The following is a 17,204-nucleotide window of genomic DNA, read 5'->3' as shown; positions in this document are numbered from 1 at the left end:
ATCAGAACTTGTTGACAAAGGAGTGGGCGTGAGCCCACTCTTTTTGATGATAAGGACCAGAGCGTGTTTGAAAAAGGCTTTCTGCAAGATGTGCGTCACAATTTGTGGGAGATTTCGCCCGGATGAGGGCGCCGTAGCGGGCTACGGCAACCGAATTCGGGTGAAATATACCGCAAAGTGGGGCGTGCAGATTGCGGGGATGGTTTTTCAAACACGCTCCAGAGAGGCAGGTGGGAAAAATGAGCAGAAAAGAAGAGTATGAACAGAAAGCAGAAGCATTGTTATCTCCGATCGTAGAAAGCAATGGATTCGAACTGGTAGATGTGGAATATGTCAAGGAAGCAGGAAACTGGTATCTTCGAGGCTACATTGACAAACCAGGCGGAATCACAGTGAATGACTGCGAGACCGTAAGCAGGGCTTTCAGCGACAGGCTTGACGAAGATGATTTCATCGAGGACAGCTACATCATGGAGATCAGTTCTCCGGGACTTGATAGACCTCTGAAGAAAGAAAAAGATTTTGCCAGAAGCATTGGCAAACTGGTAGAAATCAGAACCTACCGGCCAATCGAGAAACAGAAAGAATTTTGTGGTGAACTGACAGCATATGATAATAACAGTGTGACCATTGATGAGGAGGGAACTCCTCGCACTTTCGATAAGAAAGACATTGCACTGGTGTGTCTGGCGATTGATTTTTAAGTTACCATGAAAGTCCGGACGCAGCTGTGGGAGTACCACAGGCGCGGAACAGCTGACTTTCATATAGGAAGATGCTGCCAGTCGGCGACATGTCCGATTTAAGAAATAAGCGATTATGCTGGAAAGCAAAAAGGAGGAAATAAGAAAAATGAACAAGGAGTTAATGGGTGCTCTGGACGAACTGGAACGCGAGAAAAATATCAGCAAGGAAACTTTGCTGGATGCCATTGAGCAGTCCCTGATCCAGGCATACAAGAATCATTTTGGAAAAGCTGACAATGTACATGTTACCATTAACAGAGAAACAGGCGATTTCAGTGTATATGCAGACCGCAGGGTTGTAGAATACGTAGAAGATCCTGCTGAGGAGGTTTCTCTTGTAGAAGCACAGAAGCAGAATACCAATGCAGAGGTTGGCGATATCCTGAAGGTACCGGTTCACTCTGACAAATTTGGCCGTATTGCAACACAGAATGCAAAGAACGTAATCCTTCAGAAAATCCGTGAGGAAGAGCGAAAAGTTCTGTTTGACCAGTATCACGGCAATGAGAAAGAAGTTGTTACTGGCATTGTACAGCGTGTGGTAGGACATAATGTAAGCGTAAATCTTGGCAAGGCAGATGCGATCCTTGCTGAGAACGAGCAGGTGAAGGGTGAGACCTTCAAGCCTACTGAGAGAATCAAAGTGTATATTCTTGAGGTAAAGGATACACCGAAGGGACCTCGTATCCTTGTTTCCAGAACACATCCTGGCCTTGTAAAACGCCTCTTTGAGTCTGAGGTTGCTGAGGTGAAGGACGGAACTGTTGAAATCAAGAGCATTGCCCGTGAGGCAGGTTCCCGTACCAAGCTGGCAGTATGGAGCAACGATCCTGATGTAGATCCGGTTGGAGCATGTGTTGGTGTAAATGGTGCCCGTGTAAGTGCGATTGTAAATGAGCTTCGCGGTGAGAAGATTGATATCATCAACTGGGATGAGAATCCTGCAATCCTGATCGAGAATGCATTAAGCCCGGCGAAGGTAATCGCTGTTATGGCAGATCCGGATGAGAAGACTGCACTTGTTGTGGTTCCGGATTACCAGCTTTCCCTTGCAATCGGTAAAGAAGGACAGAATGCACGTCTTGCAGCACGTCTGACTGGATTTAAGATTGATATCAAGAGTGAAACCCAGGCAAGAGAGTCCGGCGACTTCTATGATTATGACGAGGATGACGATGAGTACTATGAGGATGACGAGTACGAAGAGTCTGAGGAGTCCGCTACAGAAGAAATTTCTCAGGATAGCGAAGAAACAGCTGCCGGTGAAGAGTCTGAAGAGACTGAGGATGCGGTAGAGAATGAAGACGAAGAATAAAATTCCCATGCGCCAGTGTACTGGCTGCAGAGAAATGAAGAATAAAAAAGAAATGATCAGGGTGTTGAAAACCGCAGAGGATGAGATCATTCTGGATGCTACAGGCAGGAAAAACGGTCGCGGAGCTTACATCTGCAAGAGCCGTGAGTGCCTGGAGAAAGCCAGAAAGAATCACGGACTGGAGCGTTCTTTGAAAGCAGCTATCCCGGATGAGGTTTATGATAGCCTTGAGAAGGAGTTTGATAGTATTGAAGAATAATAAAGCGCTGTCCCTGATCGGACTTGCAACAAAGGCCGGAAAGACAGTCAGCGGAGAGTTTTCCACTGAGAAATCCATTAAGACCGGCAAAGGATATCTGGCAATCGTAGCCGGAGATTCTTCGGATAACACCAAGAAGAAATTCCGGAACATGTGTGAATTTTACGAAGTGCCCTTGTATATCCTTTCAGATAAAGAAACGTTAGGGCATGCCATGGGCAAGGAATTCCGTGCCAGCCTGGCTGTACAGGACTGGAATTTTGCAGAAGCTATCAGGAAGGTGCTGCAGGATGAGGGGAAGGAGCTCTAGAGCATACCACTGTTGTCTGAGAAAACAACCTGAACCAAAGAGAAAAAAGCGTTCCAGGGAATGCTTTTAAATGTTCCCGGGAAATGATTTTTGATAATACGAGCTGCGGAGAACTTGTGAAAGCGTATCCTGACTCGTACTGGTGAAGGGAGAATGGCATATGGTGATAAATTCACATGAGCCTGCCAAAGACAGAAATAAGCAAAACAGAGAGAATAAAAACAGAGTGAAAAAAGTTATAGATACGGGAAAGGAGAAAGGAATAACATTGGAGACTCCTAAGACAGAAGAGCAGAAAGTGTCAGTAAAGAAAGAAGGCGACGGTGCAGAGGCACCGAAGAAGAAAAAAAATATTATCCGCGTATATCATGCACAGAATGCAAGTGACGGCGGGAAGAACAGAAAGAAACCAGCTGGAGAGAGAAAGCCACGTCCACAGGGCACACGTCCTGCAGCACAGGCACAGCCGGCAGCGAAAGCAGAGGCACCTGTAAAGGCAGCACCGAAGCCAGAAGCTCCTAAGACAGAAGCACCGAAGCCGGTAAGTGCACCGAAGGCTGAAGCTCCTAAGACAGAAGCACCAAAGGCAGAAGCACCAAAAGCTGAGACAGCACCAAAGAGCGCACCGGTAAGTGCACCGAAGACAGAGCCTGCAAAACCGGTTCAGGCTGCACCGAAAGCAGAAGCTCCAAGGACAGAATCCCAGAGACCAGCTGCACAGCAGAACAGAAACGACGGCCAGCAGCGTCAGGGAAATGGCCAGGGCAACCGTAATTTCCGTCAGGGCGAGGGCCGCGACAATAATCGCGGAGACAACAATCGTGGTGACAGAAATGGGGGCAGATTTGGCCAGGGAAGACCACAGGGCGGCAATGGCGGCCAGGGTGGATTCCGCGGAAACAGAAATAATGATGGTCAGGGAAGACCTGTAAGACAGGGAGATTCCCAGAACAGAGGACCGCGCCAGGGTGATGGAAACGGACGTGGATTCCGTCAGGGCGGTGACAACAGAGACAATAGAAATGGAAACGGAAATGGCAGCAGATTTGGCCAGGGAAGACCACAGGGCGGTCAGGGACGTTTCGGAGGAAAAGACGGAGATAACCGTAGTGAAGGACGCTTTGGCGGACAGAACCACCAGGGTGGACAGCGCTCCGGCGGTGCAAGAAGAAGCGGCGGCGGATCTGACGCAATCTTTACACCAGAGCTGACCAAGACATCCAAGGACAGCAAGCGTGAGCGTGACAGAGAGAATAAGAATAAGAAGAAAGATTTCGATAAGACATCAGGTGGCGGACACAGACCAAACCAGGGCGGCAGAAACCAGATGTCCAGAATCCCGAAAGCACTTCAGAAGCCTGCTCCGCAGCAGAAACAGGAAGAGAAGAAACCGGAGATCAAAGAGATCACAATTCCGGAGAAGCTTACCATCCGCGAGCTTGCAGAAGCGATGAAGATGCAGCCATCTGCAATTGTTAAGAAGCTGTTCATGGAAGGTCAGATGGTAACGGTAAACCACGAGATCGATTTCGAGCAGGCAGAAGAGATTGCTCTTGGATTTGACATTATTGCAGAAAAAGAAGAAAAAGTAGATGTAATTGAGGAGCTTCTGAAAGAGGAAGAGGAAGACGAATCCACAATGGTTTCAAGACCACCGGTAGTCTGTGTAATGGGACACGTTGACCATGGTAAAACTTCTCTTCTGGATGCAATCCGTAAGACAAACGTAACAAGAGGCGAGGCTGGTGGAATCACACAGCATATCGGTGCTTATGTAGTTGATATCAACGGACAGAAGATCACTTTCCTTGATACACCGGGACATGAGGCATTCACTGCCATGCGTATGCGTGGAGCAAACTCCACAGATATCGCTGTTCTTGTAGTTGCAGCTGACGATGGTGTTATGCCGCAGACAGTAGAAGCTATCAGCCATGCAAAGGCTGCTGGCGTTGAGATCATCGTTGCCATCAACAAGATTGATAAGCCAAGTGCAAATATTGAACGTGTAAAACAGGAGCTTTCCGAGTATGAGCTGATTCCGGAAGACTGGGGTGGAACAACACCGTTCGTTCCGGTATCTGCCAAGACTGGAGAGGGCATTGATAACCTTCTTGAAATGATCCTTTTAACAGCAGAGGTTTCTGAACTGAAAGCAAACCCGAACCGCGCAGCAAGAGGTCTTGTGATCGAGGCTCAGCTGGATAAAGGTAAAGGACCGGTTGCTACGATCCTTGTACAGAAGGGTACTCTTCACGTTGGAGATTTTATCGCAGCCGGAGCATGCAATGGTAAAGTACGTGCCATGATGGATGATAAGGGACGCCGTGTAAAACAGGCTGGTCCGTCTACTCCTGTAGAGATCCTTGGTCTTGGCGATGTTCCTAATGCCGGAGAGGTTCTCATGTCCTTTGAGAATGATAAAGAGGCTAAGAATTTTGCAGCAGCATTTGTTTCCGAGAATAAGAACCGTCTTCTTGAGGAAACTAAGGGTAAACTTTCTCTGGATAACCTGTTTGACCAGATTCAGGCAAGCGACCTTAAGGAGCTCCCGATTATTGTCAAAGCCGATGTGCAGGGTTCTGTAGAGGCTGTAAAACAGAGTCTTGTAAAACTTTCCAATGATGAGGTTGTTGTAAGAGTGATCCATGGCGGCGTTGGTGCTGTCAATGAGTCTGATGTCAGCCTTGCTGCTACATCAAATGCGATCATCATCGGATTCAACGTTCGTCCTGATACCACAGCGAAACAGCTGGCAGAGCAGGAAGGCGTAGATCTTCGTCTGTACCGTGTTATCTACCAGGCAATTGAGGACGTGGAAGCTGCCATGAAGGGTATGCTGGATCCGGTATTCGAGGAGAAGGTAATCGGCCATGCAGAGGTTCGTCAGCTGTTCAAGGCTTCCGGTATCGGTACTATCGCAGGAAGCTATGTGCTTGACGGTACCTTCCAGCGAGGATGCAAGGTACGCATCACCAGAGACGAGGAGCAGATCTATGAAGGTGAGCTGGCTTCCCTTAAGAGATTTAAAGATGATGTCAAAGAAGTCCGTGCGGGCTATGAGTGTGGTCTTGTATTCCAGGATTTCAATGACGTTAAAGAAGAAGATAAAGTTGAAGCATATATTATGGTTGAGGTGCCGCGCTAGAGCGTAGTAATCGCAGGTGTCAGTTGGGGGCAAGCTCATTGCCCCCAATTTTCCGTTGTCCAGAGCCTGCACTCATATAGGAGACCAAAAAATGAGAAAAAACAGCATTAAAAATACAAGGATCAATGCAGAAGTTCAGAAAGAACTGAGCAACATTATCCGCGGTGAGATCAAGGATCCCCGCATCCATCCCATGACATCTGTTATGGCTGTAGAGGTTGCACCGGATCTTAAGACCTGCAAGGCATTTATCAGTGTCCTTGGCAGCGAGGAATCCAAGCAGTCCACAATTAAAGGGCTGAAAAGTGCAGAAGGCTATATCCGCCGCCAGCTTGCGAAGAACCTGAATCTTCGCAACACGCCGGAAATCCGCTTCATTCTGGATGAGTCCATTGAATATGGCGTAAATATGTCCAGACTTATCGATGACGTGATCGAACACGACCATTCGAAGGGCACCGAGAGTGAGGACGGGGAAAAACAGGATACAGCAGAAACTGAAGACGAAGAGTAAAAATCGAGGTGAAGGGAATGGAGAGAATCGAAGAAATTCTGGATGGCGTAAAGACCATGGGAATTGGGGGACATGTTCGCCCAGATGGTGACTGTGTAGGTTCCTGCATGGCACTTTATCTGTATATAAAGAAATGGTATCCTGAAATCAAGGCAGATATCTATCTGGAGAAGCCGAAGCCGGTATTCGGACATATTGCATGCATGGATGAGGTACATTATGAAGCAGGTGAGCCCAGAGAGTATGATCTTTTTGTGACCTGTGATGTGAGCGCTCCTGACCGTCTGGCAGTGGCGGCTGATTATTTTGCTTCTGCGAAAAAGACCGTCTGCATTGACCATCATGTGAGCAATCCGGGATTTGCAGATGTGAACCACGTACATGGTGAGATCAGCTCTGCCAGCGAGGTTCTGTATAAACTCCTTGACAAAGAAAAAATCAATCTGGATATTGCAACTGCTATTTATACCGGAATGATCCACGATACAGGTGTATTCCAGTATTCCTCCACATCTCCGGACACCATGCGTATTGCCGGTGACCTGATGGAAAAGGGTGTTGATTTTTCTAATATTATTGACGAATCCTTCTATCAGAAGAGCTACATTCAGAATCAGGTCATGGGACGTGTTCTGGCAGAGAGCATTATGCTTCTGGATGGCAAATGTATCGTTGGCTACATGAAGCTGAGAGACATGGATTTCTATGGGGTAAAGCCGTCAGACCTGGATGGAATCGTAAGCCAGCTCCGTCTTACGAAAGGTGTGGAAGTGGCAATGTTTATTTACGAGCATGAAAGCCAGGTATTCAAGGTATCACTCCGTTCCAACGGTTCTGTAGATGTAAGCAAGATCGCTTCCTATTTCGGAGGAGGCGGACATGTGAAAGCAGCAGGCTGCGATCTGGCCGGTTCCATGTACGATGTTATCAATAATATTTCAGAGCAGATCGAAAAACAGCTTTTAGGACAGGATAAGTAATGGCAGATTTTCAGGGAATCATTGTAATTCACAAGGAAAAAGGCTTTACCTCCCATGATGTGGTAGCCAAGCTTCGGGGAATTCTCCATATGAAAAAGATAGGGCACACAGGGACTCTTGACCCGGATGCTACCGGTGTTTTGCCAGTAGCCCTTGGAAAAGGCACCAAGCTGGTGGATCTTCTTACAGATAAGGAAAAGACGTATGAGGCGGTGCTTCATCTGGGAATCGACACGGATACCCAGGATATGTCCGGAACAGTTCTGGAAGAGCGTCCAGTGAATGTAACCGAGGAGGAGGTACGAAAAGTACTGAAAAGCTTTGTAGGGGAGCAGCTTCAGGTTCCGCCTATGTATTCTGCTCTGAAGGTAAATGGAAAGAAACTTTACGAGCTGGCTAGAGAGGGCAAAACGGTTGAGCGAAAAGCCAGGCCAGTGTGTTTCTACGAGATAGAGCCTCTGGAATTTCATCTTCCGCTGGTGAAAATAAGAGTGACCTGCAGTAAGGGAACCTATATCCGCACCTTGTGCCATGATATTGGCGAGAAGCTTGGCTGTGGCGGCTGTATGGAAGAACTGCTCCGGTCAAGGGTTGGTCGGTATTCTCTCTTTGAGAGCCATACGCTTGCCCAGGTGGAAGCTGCCGTGGCAGATGGAACCGTTCAGGATATGATCGACCCGGTGGAAGCAGTTCTGGCTGAGTACCCCGCTCTTTATGCGGATTCTTACGGGGACAGGCTTCTGGCAAATGGAAATCCGCTGTCCGACAATCTGGTTCGTCCCCAGCACAAAGAGGGCTGGGTGCGCATGTACGCCAGTGACGGAACTTTTACAGGTATTTTTCAGTGGGATGCAGGGAAGAAGAAATATTATCCGGTGAAAATGTTCTGAATAATAAAGTGACGATTCAGCAGGTGCTGAACAGTTACCAATCAGGCATAAACTGGTTTGACAGGAGAGATTATGGAATACCTGAAGATAGAGGGTGAGTTTCCAAAACTTGCCAACTGTGCAGTAACAATGGGAAAATTTGACGGGATCCACCGTGGCCACAGGAAACTGGTTGAGAAGATCAGGGAGCGGAAGACACTTGGAGAACAGGCTGTCCTTTTTGCCATTGATGCTTCTAGCAATATGATCCTTACCAGCCAGGAACGGGCTTCCCTTCTTGAAAAGCTTGGCGTGGATGTGCTGGTAGAATGCCAGTTAAATGACAGGATCCGGCATATGAAGGCTGAGAATTTTATAAAAGAGATTCTTATGGGAGATCTTGGGGCATCCTACGTAGTAGTGGGAGAGGACAACCGGTTTGGCTTCGAGCGGAAGGGTACGCCCCGGCTTCTTATGGAATTTGGAGAAAAGTATGGCTTTGATGTGGAAATCCTTTCCAAAGAAATGGATGGGCATAGGAAGATCAGCAGTACCTATATCAGAGAAGAACTGAAAAAAGGAAATATGGAGAAAGTCACTTCCCTTATGGGAAGGGATTATTTTGTGGAAGGCCAGGTGGTACATGGCAGGGGAATGGGACATAAGGTTCTGCTTCCCACTACCAATCTCGTGCCTCCCAGGACCAAGATCCTGCCGCCAAACGGTGTGTATGTGACAAGCTCTTATTTCGGGGATAAGATATACCACGGAATTACCAACATTGGCTGTAAGCCTACGGTTGGTGAGAGCTTTATAGGGGTGGAAACCTATCTTTTTGACTGTAAGGAAGATCTCTACGGAGAGGAATGCCGAGTGGATTTCAAAAAGTTTTTGAGGCCGGAACGGAAATTTCCCTCTCTTGAGGCGCTGAAGAGCAGACTTCTGGCGGATGCAGAGGATGGCCGGAGATATTTTGAGAAAACTGAGAAATAATATCGGGAAGAAAAACGAAAAAAACAGTTTACAGAATTTGGCGGGTATGCTATACTAGGCAAGGTGTGAGTAGGTTTAGTCCTTGCGTTCACATATCAGACAGCCCATATTCAGGGGTTGGACACTCCGACCGTCTCTTAATATGCGGCGATTACGTCCCCACAGGAATACCTGCATGGGAGACCATTAAGAATAATAAGGAGGAAATCAAGATGATTTCAAAAGAAAAGAAAACAGCAATTATGAAAGAGTATGCAAGATGTGAGGGAGATACTGGTTCACCAGAGGTACAGGTAGCTGTTCTTACTGCAAGAATCCAGGAGCTTACTGAGCATTTACAGAACAACCACAAGGATCATCATTCCAGACGTGGTCTGCTGAAAATGGTAGGTCAGAGACGTGGACTGTTAGCTTACTTAAAGAAAACAGACATCGAAAGATACCGTGCACTGATTGAGAAATTAGGTTTAAGAAAATAATTAGTATGCGGAAGGGGCGGATATCCATCCGCCCTATTTTAAGATGTAAGGAAAGCTATGATTGTTCACAGACAAGCTCCGCACCGGAGCTTTTGTGGATAGTGACAAGTGTCACAATAGAGGCACTATTGTCTGTAAGGGCGACCTGACAGATAAAGATTTCCGAGACTTCTGAAAAGGACATTTGAAGAAACCTGTCTACAGCAATATCAAATGTGTTTTTCAGTCGTTTCGGACTTCTGTTGTGACAGAGGTAAAGAGAGCTGCAATATACGTTGGTCAGAACTGGTTTTCACAGTTTCTGCAGAAGTGTAGGGTGGCTTCAGATCAATATTTTATATGAAAAAGGAGAGAAGACATGTACAAAAGTTATTCCATGGAATTAGCTGGAAGAACACTTACCGTAGATATCGGACGTGTTGCGAAACAGGCCAATGGCGCAGCACTTATGCATTATGGTGATACCACTGTACTTGCTACAGCAACTGCATCCAAGGAGCCAAGAGAGGGAATCGACTTTTTCCCGTTAAGCGTTGAATATGAAGAGAAAATGTACGCCGTAGGAAAGATTCCGGGCGGTTTCAATAAGAGAGAGGGAAAGGCAAGCGAGCACGCAATCCTTACCTCCCGTGTTATCGACAGACCTATGCGTCCTCTGTTCCCGAAGGATTACAGAAACGATGTAACACTGGTGGACATGGTTATGTCTGTAGATCCGGAGTGCAACCCGGAGATCCCGGCTATGCTTGGTTCTTCCCTTGCTACCTGTATTTCTGATATTCCATTTGATGGCCCATGTGCAACGACACAGATCGGCCTGATCAATGGAGAGTATGTTGTGAACCCTACACTGGCTCAGAAGGATATTTCTGACCTTCAGCTGACAGTAGCTTCCACAAGAGATAAGGTTATCATGATCGAGGCCGGTGCCAACGAGGTTCCGGAGGATCAGATGATCGAGGCTATTTATAAAGCACATGAAGTAAACCAGGAGATCATCAGATTCTTCGATCAGATCATCGCTGAGTGCGGGAAAGAAAAACACAGCTATGAGTCCTGTGCAGTTCCGCAGGAGCTGTTTGACGCCATCAAGGAGATCGTTCCTCCGGAAGAAATGGAAGTTGCCGTATTCTCTGATGACAAGCAGACAAGAGAGAACAACATTGCAGAGATCACAGACAAGCTGAAAGAAGCTTTCGCAGAGAAGGAAGAGTGGCTTGCTGTTCTTGGTGAGGCTGTTTACCAGTATCAGAAGAAGACCGTTCGTAAGATGATCCTGAAAGATCACAAACGTCCGGACGGCCGTGCGATCACACAGATCCGTCCTCTGGCAGCAGAGGTTGATATCATCCCGAGAGTACATGGCTCCGCTATGTTCACCCGTGGACAGACTCAGATCTGTACGATTACTACTCTGGCACCTCTTGCAGAGGCACAGAGAATTGACGGACTTGACGAGTTTGAGACAAGCAAGAGATATATGCATCACTACAATTTCCCGTCCTATTCTGTAGGTGAGACAAAGCCATCCAGAGGACCGGGACGCCGTGAGATCGGTCATGGAGCACTTGCTGAGAGAGCACTTGTACCGGTGCTTCCAAGCGTAGAAGAATTCCCATATGCAATCCGTACTGTATCTGAGACCTTTGAGTCAAACGGATCTACCTCCCAGGCAAGTATCTGTGCATCCACCATGTCTCTTGAGGCTGCCGGTGTACCGATTAAGAAGCCGGTTGCAGGTATTTCCTGTGGTCTTGTAACAGGTGACACAGATGATGATTATATCGTTCTTACTGATATCCAGGGTCTTGAGGACTTCTTTGGCGACATGGACTTCAAGGTAGCCGGAACTCATGACGGTATCACAGCGATTCAGATGGATATTAAGATCCACGGTCTTACAAGACAGATCGTAGAAGAAGCAATCAGACGTACTAAGGAAGCAAGAGAGTACATCCTTAACGAAGTTATTGAGAAATGTATCCCTGCACCTCGTACAACTGTTGGAAAATATGCTCCGAAGATCATCCAGATCCAGATCGATCCTCAGAAGATCGGTGATGTTGTTGGACAGAGAGGTAAGACCATCAACACCATCATCGAGCGTACAGGCGTCAAGATCGACATCACAGATGAGGGTGCTGTATCTATCTGCGGCGTAGATGATAAGAACATGCAGGAAGCAAAGCGTATGGTTGAAATCATTGCTTCTGACTTCGAGCAGGGACAGATCCTCACCGGACAGGTTGTAAGCATCAAGGAGTTTGGCGCATTTGTTGAGTTCGCACCTGGCAAAGAGGGAATGGTTCACATTTCCAAGATCTGCAAGGAGAGAATCAACCGCGTAGAGGATGTTCTTACACTTGGAGATAAAGTGACTGTTGTATGCCTTGGAAAAGACAAGATGGGAAGAATGAGCTTCAGCATCAAAGATGTTCCGGCAGAGGCAAAATAAGAATAAAATGCAAGGCCACTGTGTAGGAAAAGCACAGTGACAGCTTGGGGGATGCCGGACAGATGTGCCCGGCATTCTTTATATCCGCTGCAGAGCCGGAGCTTTGGAAAATGCGTCTGCACGGGATAAACAGGAGGAAACATGAAGAGAATTGCAAAATTTCATAAAGTAAGTAAAGAGCGCTTTGTGGCAGACTGGATGGATGCTTTTGAAGGCGTGTCTGCTGACGAGGCAGAGAAGATTTATGAGGGAATCCGTCTTCCAAGACGGGCTACTGCCGGAAGCGCAGGCTATGATTTCTTTTCCCCGGCTGATTTTACCATCAAGCCAGGCGAGACCATCAAGATTCCGACCGGGATCTGTGTGGAGATGGATCAGGAATGGGTGCTGAAATGCTATCCAAGAAGCGGCCTGGGATTCAAATTCCGTCTGCAGCTGAATAATACGGTGGGGATTATTGACAGCGATTATTTTTATTCTGACAATGAAGGCCATATTTTTGCCAAGCTGACAAATGATACCAATGAGAATAAAGTGGTAGAATTGAAGGCAGATACAGGCTTTATGCAGGGAATCTTCGTTGAGTACGGGATTACCGTAGATGATGATGTGACAGATGTGAGAAATGGCGGGTTTGGAAGTACGACGAAGTAACCCGCTGCGGCGCCCTCGCAGTTCTATGGGAAATATAAAAGCAGGTAAATGTGATGAATTTATCAATCACAGATACCTGCTTTTATTGTGCTTAAGTTTTTTTCAAATTTTGCAGAAAGCCTTTTTCAAACAGGCTCCCGCAGGAAATCTCTTTAAAGACCACCGGGAAGATTACTCTGATGCTCCCGCAGGAAATTTCTTTAAAGACCACCGGAGAGATTACTCTAAAGGTGTTCCGGCAGCTTCTGCTTCTCGTGCATTCTGTAAAACAGTGTCAAATGCGATAGCAGCCTTATTGTACTCTTCGTCGCTCTCAATGTTGGAAAGCATGGGAGCACCCTCTGCAGTGCGGGTGAAGGAATACAGATAAACTTCACCGTCATGATTCTGGCCCTCTTCGTCAAGAGGAAGAAGCGCAATATATTCCTTTGCATCTACCGGGAAAATGGTAAGGATGGCGCATTCTACCTCAGTATCATCCTCCATGGTAAGAGTAATGGTGCTGTGCTGGTTTGCGTCAGTGCTGCATCCACTGCATGTGGAGCAGTCGGAACCGCCGCAGGATGAGCTGCTTCCACAGCTGCTGCAGGAGTTTGTCATATCTGAATCACTCATTAAAAATACCTCACTTTATAAAAAATTTGTATTTATATGTTACCTGTGAAAAAGCATGTTCATGCTGTAAAACAAGGTAACACCGGGACTTCTTTAGCTTCATTTTCACTGGTAACGGTATGCCCGGACAATATTTAGATTGTACCAGAAAAATAGGGTTTTGTGAATAGGGAAATCTGTGTTATAATGAAGAAAGTGTTAGAATATATTGAATATTCACAGGCAATATCCTATGAGAGGTTTTTTGTGAATGAAGTTCACTGGAAACTTTGAAAAAATGGGCAAAATCATGTACAGAAGGATTTTTGTGCATTATATAAATTTTTACAGATTGGAGAACAACATGAAGCTTGTATCATGGAACGTAAATGGAATCCGTGCCTGTATTACCAAGGGCTTTGAAGAAAGCTTTGCGAAGCTGGACGCAGACATTTTCTGCCTTCAGGAGACCAAATGTCAGGAGAACCAGGTGAAGCTGGAGCTTCCAGGTTATTATCAATATTGGAATTACGCGAACCGCAAGGGATATTCCGGAACAGCTGTTTTTACGAAAAAAGAGCCGTTGTCCGTGACTTACGGACTTGGAATAGAGGAACACGATAAAGAAGGCCGTGTGATCACTGCAGAGATGGACGATTTTTATCTGGTTACCGTATATACGCCCAACTCCCAGTCCGAGCTTCGAAGACTGGAATACCGCATGGAATGGGAAAGAGATTTCCTGGCTTATCTTCTGAAGCTTCAGGAGAAAAAGCCTGTGATCTGCTGTGGAGACATGAATGTGGCACATCAGGAAATTGACCTGAAGAACCCTAAGACCAACCGAATGAACGCAGGCTTCACAGATGAAGAGAGAGCCTGCTTTACCAGAACTCTGGAAGCTGGATTTATTGATACATTTCGTTACTTTTATCCGGAGCTTGAGGGCGCCTACTCCTGGTGGTCTTACCGATTTAAGGCAAGAGAGAAGAATGCCGGATGGAGAATTGACTATTTTATCACCTCTCCGTCCTTGAAAGAGAATCTGGAGGATGCGAAGATCCACAGCGAGATAATGGGGTCCGACCATTGTCCGGTAGAGCTGGATCTGAAATTTTAGACCATAGGGAGTCCTGTATGGCAGGATCTGGGGATAAACAGATATTATCGGATGATTTTATTTCATGAGAAAGATTGCATTGTGCAGATTCCCTTTGGGAAACGTGCTCTGTGTACAAAAATGGCTACAGACGAGACAGCAGACAAAGACAGGAGGGCTTATAAAGTGCCAATACCGGGAAATAAGAGCGTGGTTGTGACATATGGTTATCCTCTTTTACTTGGGGTAACCCAGATGGCAGATGGATATAATTTTGCAGTGGAAGCGGAAGAGGATTCCGAGGTTTACCTGCTCCTTTACAGAAAGAGGGGAAGAGAGCCCTTTTATGAGCTTCTTCTGGATGAAAAATATCGTACAGGACGGATTTTTTCTGTCTTTATGAAAAAATTAAATGTAACCAATCTGGAATACAATTTTAAGATAAACGGGGAAATCTATCTGGATCCCTGTGCCAGCAGAATCAGTGGAAGAGAGCACTTTGGGGCAGCGTGGGAGGAAGATCCCCATAAGGTGCGCTGCGGCTTCTGGTCAGGAAATGGTTATGACTGGGGGGATGAGAAAGCACCGGAAACAGACTTTGGAGATATGATCCTTTATAAAGTACATGTTCGGGGATACACCAGGCAGGCTAAGCTGCCGACAGGTCTCCGGGGAACTTTTTCCGGTCTGGTACAGATGATCCCATACTGGCAGGAGCTTGGCATTAATACGGTAGAGCTTATGCCGGCCTATGAATTTATGGAGGTGGTTCCGCCAAAGGAGCCAGACGGTCTGGTTTCCCAGAAGGGGAAAAAAGACGAGGTAAATTACTGGGGATATGGAAATGGTCTTTATTTTGCGCCAAAGAGTGCTTATTGCGCTACCCGGGATCCCCACAGGGAATTTTGTGACATGATCAGGGCTTTTCACAAAGCAGGGATTGGCTGTATCATGGAAATGTATTTTCCAGCAGAAGTTAATCCTTTAATGGCACTTCGTGCAGTGCAGTTCTGGAAACAGAATTATCATGTGGACGGCTTTCATATTCTGGGAGAAGGGGCACCTCTTGACCTGATCATGAAGGATGGCCTGCTTGCAGGAACGAAGATCATGGCAGAAGGAATGGATACGGCTGCTCTTTATAAGAACCGCAGACCAGGAAAGCGATGCTTTGCGGAATATAATCTGGGATTTTTGCAGGATATGCGCAGATTCCTGAAAAGCGATGAGGATATGGTTCCGGCTGTGCAGTACCGCATCCGTCATAATCCGGATGACCATGGAGTGATCAATTATATTACCTGCCAGGACGGTTTTACTTTAAATGACCTTGTTTCCTACAATTATAAGCACAATGAGGCAAATGGGGAAGGCAATAACGACGGCTGCAGCTATAATTATTCCTGGAATTGTGGCATTGAGGGACCAAGCCGGAAGCAGTGGATCCGTCAGATGAGGGAGCGCCAGATGCGAGCCGCTTTTGCCATGCTGCTGTTTTCCCAGGGAGTACCCATGATCTATGGCGGTGATGAGATCGGCAATTCCCAGAAGGGAAACAATAATGCTTACTGCCAGGACAATTCCATTGGCTGGATTGACTGGCGGGGACTGCGGCGAAATGCCAGTATGCTTGCCTTTGTAAAAAAGGCAGTTGCACTTCGGAAGGCTCATCCTGTCCTTCATATGAGTGAGAGCATGAAAGAGGCAGATTACCTTGGCAAGGGATTTCCGGATATGTCTTTTCATGGGGAACGTGCATGGTTCTGCAACATGGAAAATACCAGCCGCATGATCGGCGTGATGCTGTGCGGGGCATATGCAAAGCTGCCGGATGGAAGTGAGGATGATTTCCTTTATACAGGCTATAATTTTCACTGGGAAACCAGGAATATTGCCCTTCCCAATTTGCCAGAGGGGATGGAGTGGAAGAAAGTGATGGATACCGGAGATCTGACCTGTGACGGATTTTATGGGGAAAATGGCCAGGTTTATGAAAGAGCCGTGGAGGTGGGACCGCGTACAGTGGTTGTACTTCAGGGTGTGAAGAAACCGGAGCCTGAAAGAAAGCATACTGGCAAAGGAAAAAAGAATGAAAAACTGCCAGGCGCAGAAGGGAAGAAAACTGCAGCTTCAGACAATACTGTGACAGAAGCTGAGAATAAGGAAAGGAGGTCCGGTGACAATGCATCCATGGCTTCACTTTAAAACAATCACAAAGCATAAGCTGATGGTCATGCACTATTGCTTCCGAATCGGACTTTACAAGCAGGGGCTTCTCCATGACCTTTCCAAATATACTCCATCGGAATTTCTGGTGGGCTGCAAATATTATCAGGGAAACAGAAGTCCAAATAACGCAGAACGTGAGGATACTGGCGTGTCTACCGCCTGGCTCCATCATAAAGGGCGCAATAAGCATCATTATGAGCATTGGGTGGATTATTCCATAAATGATCCGGAGCATGTGATCATGGGGGCGAAAATGCCCCGCAGATATGTGGCAGAGATGGTGATGGACAGGATCAGTGCCTCTAGGACGTATCTTGGGGACGCATATGACAATCACAAGCCGCTGGAATATTTTCTGAAAAGCAAGCCGAAGCTGTGGTTTGTACATCCCCAGACCAAAAAAGAGTTAGAGGGGCTGCTTCGGATACTCAATGACAAAGGGGAAGAAAAGGCTTTGTGGTATATTAAGCATGTTTATCTGAAAGGGAAGGATAAGTAGTTTCATATTCTGTGTTTATAAAACGCATACTTTCAAAAAAATATATAATATCACTTGCACT

Annotated in this window: 18 protein-coding genes; 16 read left to right on the top strand and 2 right to left on the bottom strand. The window is 46.7% G+C overall.

Features of this window, described 5'->3' with window-relative positions:
• Position 1: 1 nt before the first annotated feature.
• Entirely contained in the window at positions 2–169 is a 168-nt protein-coding gene (locus I2D69_RS20720) for a DUF6783 domain-containing protein (protein WP_313721432.1), read from the bottom strand.
• Between I2D69_RS20720 and I2D69_RS20715 the strand changes: the two genes are divergently transcribed.
• From I2D69_RS20715 to I2D69_RS03300, 13 genes are all read left to right on the top strand, one after another.
• Positions 89–262 carry a DUF6783 domain-containing protein gene (locus I2D69_RS20715; protein WP_313721407.1) on the top strand — a complete coding sequence of 58 codons (174 nt, stop codon included), beginning with the start codon at positions 89–91 and terminating at the stop codon, positions 260–262. The genes I2D69_RS20720 and I2D69_RS20715 overlap by 81 nt on opposite strands.
• Positions 240–704: a ribosome maturation factor RimP gene (gene rimP / locus I2D69_RS03355; protein WP_195379395.1), complete on the top strand. Its 465-nt coding sequence runs from the start codon at positions 240–242 to the stop codon at positions 702–704. The genes I2D69_RS20715 and rimP overlap by 23 nt, the downstream gene beginning before the upstream one ends.
• Before the next feature lie 148 nt (positions 705–852).
• Entirely contained in the window at positions 853–2,061 is a 1,209-nt protein-coding gene (gene nusA / locus I2D69_RS03350; protein WP_173735384.1) for a transcription termination factor NusA, read from the top strand.
• Entirely contained in the window at positions 2,045–2,320 is a 276-nt protein-coding gene (locus tag I2D69_RS03345) for a YlxR family protein (RefSeq protein ID WP_173716346.1), read from the top strand. Before nusA ends, I2D69_RS03345 begins: the two co-directional genes overlap by 17 nt.
• Entirely contained in the window at positions 2,310–2,630 is a 321-nt protein-coding gene (locus I2D69_RS03340; RefSeq protein ID WP_118578684.1) for a ribosomal L7Ae/L30e/S12e/Gadd45 family protein, read from the top strand. The genes I2D69_RS03345 and I2D69_RS03340 overlap by 11 nt, the downstream gene beginning before the upstream one ends.
• A 160-nt stretch (positions 2,631–2,790) precedes the next feature.
• Positions 2,791–5,778 (top strand): translation initiation factor IF-2, encoded by a 2,988-nt coding sequence (gene infB / locus I2D69_RS03335; protein WP_195379394.1) that lies wholly within the window; start codon positions 2,791–2,793, stop codon positions 5,776–5,778.
• A gap of 91 nt (positions 5,779–5,869) precedes the next feature.
• Entirely contained in the window at positions 5,870–6,292 is a 423-nt protein-coding gene (gene rbfA, locus I2D69_RS03330) for a 30S ribosome-binding factor RbfA (protein WP_118578680.1), read from the top strand.
• 17 nt (positions 6,293–6,309) lie between these two features.
• Complete coding sequence (locus tag I2D69_RS03325) at positions 6,310–7,272, top strand: bifunctional oligoribonuclease/PAP phosphatase NrnA (protein WP_118578678.1); 963 nt, start codon at positions 6,310–6,312, stop codon at positions 7,270–7,272.
• A complete protein-coding gene (gene truB / locus I2D69_RS03320; protein ID WP_118578676.1) occupies positions 7,272–8,162 on the top strand; it encodes a tRNA pseudouridine(55) synthase TruB in 891 nt (296 codons plus the stop codon). The genes I2D69_RS03325 and truB overlap by 1 nt, the downstream gene beginning before the upstream one ends.
• Positions 8,163–8,234: 72 nt before the next feature.
• Positions 8,235–9,134, top strand: a complete 900-nt coding sequence (locus tag I2D69_RS03315; RefSeq protein WP_173771820.1) for a bifunctional riboflavin kinase/FAD synthetase — start codon at positions 8,235–8,237, stop codon at positions 9,132–9,134.
• Between the two features lie 212 nt (positions 9,135–9,346).
• Positions 9,347–9,613 (top strand): 30S ribosomal protein S15, encoded by a 267-nt coding sequence (gene rpsO / locus I2D69_RS03310; RefSeq protein ID WP_148462347.1) that lies wholly within the window; start codon positions 9,347–9,349, stop codon positions 9,611–9,613.
• A gap of 358 nt (positions 9,614–9,971) precedes the next feature.
• Positions 9,972–12,068 carry a polyribonucleotide nucleotidyltransferase gene (locus I2D69_RS03305; protein ID WP_148462345.1) on the top strand — a complete coding sequence of 699 codons (2,097 nt, stop codon included), beginning with the start codon at positions 9,972–9,974 and terminating at the stop codon, positions 12,066–12,068.
• Positions 12,069–12,209: 141 nt separating this feature from the next.
• Entirely contained in the window at positions 12,210–12,722 is a 513-nt protein-coding gene (locus I2D69_RS03300) for a deoxyuridine 5'-triphosphate nucleotidohydrolase (RefSeq protein ID WP_148462341.1), read from the top strand.
• A gap of 219 nt (positions 12,723–12,941) precedes the next feature.
• Here I2D69_RS03300 and I2D69_RS03295 read toward each other — a convergent pair whose 3' ends face one another.
• Positions 12,942–13,337, bottom strand: coding sequence for a DUF1292 domain-containing protein (locus I2D69_RS03295; RefSeq protein WP_195379393.1), 396 nt, complete (start codon positions 13,335–13,337; stop codon positions 12,942–12,944).
• A gap of 343 nt (positions 13,338–13,680) precedes the next feature.
• On the opposite strand from I2D69_RS03295, the gene I2D69_RS03290 reads away from it, so the two are divergent.
• Genes I2D69_RS03290 through I2D69_RS03280 form a run of 3 tightly spaced genes read left to right on the top strand, consistent with a single transcriptional unit; the run spans position 13,681 to position 17,143 of the window.
• Positions 13,681–14,436 (top strand): exodeoxyribonuclease III, encoded by a 756-nt coding sequence (locus I2D69_RS03290; protein ID WP_118578760.1) that lies wholly within the window; start codon positions 13,681–13,683, stop codon positions 14,434–14,436.
• A gap of 51 nt (positions 14,437–14,487) precedes the next feature.
• Positions 14,488–16,620 carry a Type II secretory pathway, pullulanase PulA and related glycosidase gene (locus tag I2D69_RS03285; protein ID WP_195379392.1) on the top strand — a complete coding sequence of 711 codons (2,133 nt, stop codon included), beginning with the start codon at positions 14,488–14,490 and terminating at the stop codon, positions 16,618–16,620.
• Positions 16,598–17,143, top strand: coding sequence for a DUF5662 family protein (locus tag I2D69_RS03280; RefSeq protein ID WP_173716340.1), 546 nt, complete (start codon positions 16,598–16,600; stop codon positions 17,141–17,143). Before I2D69_RS03285 ends, I2D69_RS03280 begins: the two co-directional genes overlap by 23 nt.
• The last annotated feature ends 61 nt before the right edge of the window (positions 17,144–17,204 follow it).

The organism is Ruminococcus sp. D54t1_190329_F1, assembly GCF_015551645.1.
GTDB lineage: Bacteria > Bacillota > Clostridia > Lachnospirales > Lachnospiraceae > Blautia_A > Blautia_A faecis.
This window is presented reverse-complemented; position numbering and strand designations above follow the sequence as displayed.

Bases quoted from the DNA above. Each gene is read 5' to 3' on its own strand.
- I2D69_RS03315 (WP_173771820.1), top strand. From the start codon at position 8,235: ATGGAATACCTGAAGATAGAGGGTGAGTTTCCAAAACTTGCCAACTGT.
- I2D69_RS20715 (WP_313721407.1), top strand. From the start codon at position 89: ATGTGCGTCACAATTTGTGGGAGATTTCGCCCGGATGAGGGCGCCGTA.
- rimP (WP_195379395.1), top strand. From the start codon at position 240: ATGAGCAGAAAAGAAGAGTATGAACAGAAAGCAGAAGCATTGTTATCT.
- I2D69_RS03345 (WP_173716346.1), top strand. From the start codon at position 2,045: ATGAAGACGAAGAATAAAATTCCCATGCGCCAGTGTACTGGCTGCAGA.
- I2D69_RS03300 (WP_148462341.1), top strand. From the start codon at position 12,210: ATGAAGAGAATTGCAAAATTTCATAAAGTAAGTAAAGAGCGCTTTGTG.
- I2D69_RS03290 (WP_118578760.1), top strand. From the start codon at position 13,681: ATGAAGCTTGTATCATGGAACGTAAATGGAATCCGTGCCTGTATTACC.
- nusA (WP_173735384.1), top strand. From the start codon at position 853: ATGAACAAGGAGTTAATGGGTGCTCTGGACGAACTGGAACGCGAGAAA.
- rbfA (WP_118578680.1), top strand. From the start codon at position 5,870: ATGAGAAAAAACAGCATTAAAAATACAAGGATCAATGCAGAAGTTCAG.
- I2D69_RS03285 (WP_195379392.1), top strand. From the start codon at position 14,488: ATGATTTTATTTCATGAGAAAGATTGCATTGTGCAGATTCCCTTTGGG.
- infB (WP_195379394.1), top strand. From the start codon at position 2,791: ATGGTGATAAATTCACATGAGCCTGCCAAAGACAGAAATAAGCAAAAC.
- I2D69_RS03305 (WP_148462345.1), top strand. From the start codon at position 9,972: ATGTACAAAAGTTATTCCATGGAATTAGCTGGAAGAACACTTACCGTA.
- truB (WP_118578676.1), top strand. From the start codon at position 7,272: ATGGCAGATTTTCAGGGAATCATTGTAATTCACAAGGAAAAAGGCTTT.
- I2D69_RS03325 (WP_118578678.1), top strand. From the start codon at position 6,310: ATGGAGAGAATCGAAGAAATTCTGGATGGCGTAAAGACCATGGGAATT.
- I2D69_RS03280 (WP_173716340.1), top strand. From the start codon at position 16,598: ATGCATCCATGGCTTCACTTTAAAACAATCACAAAGCATAAGCTGATG.
- I2D69_RS03295 (WP_195379393.1), bottom strand. From the start codon at position 13,337: ATGAGTGATTCAGATATGACAAACTCCTGCAGCAGCTGTGGAAGCAGC.
- rpsO (WP_148462347.1), top strand. From the start codon at position 9,347: ATGATTTCAAAAGAAAAGAAAACAGCAATTATGAAAGAGTATGCAAGA.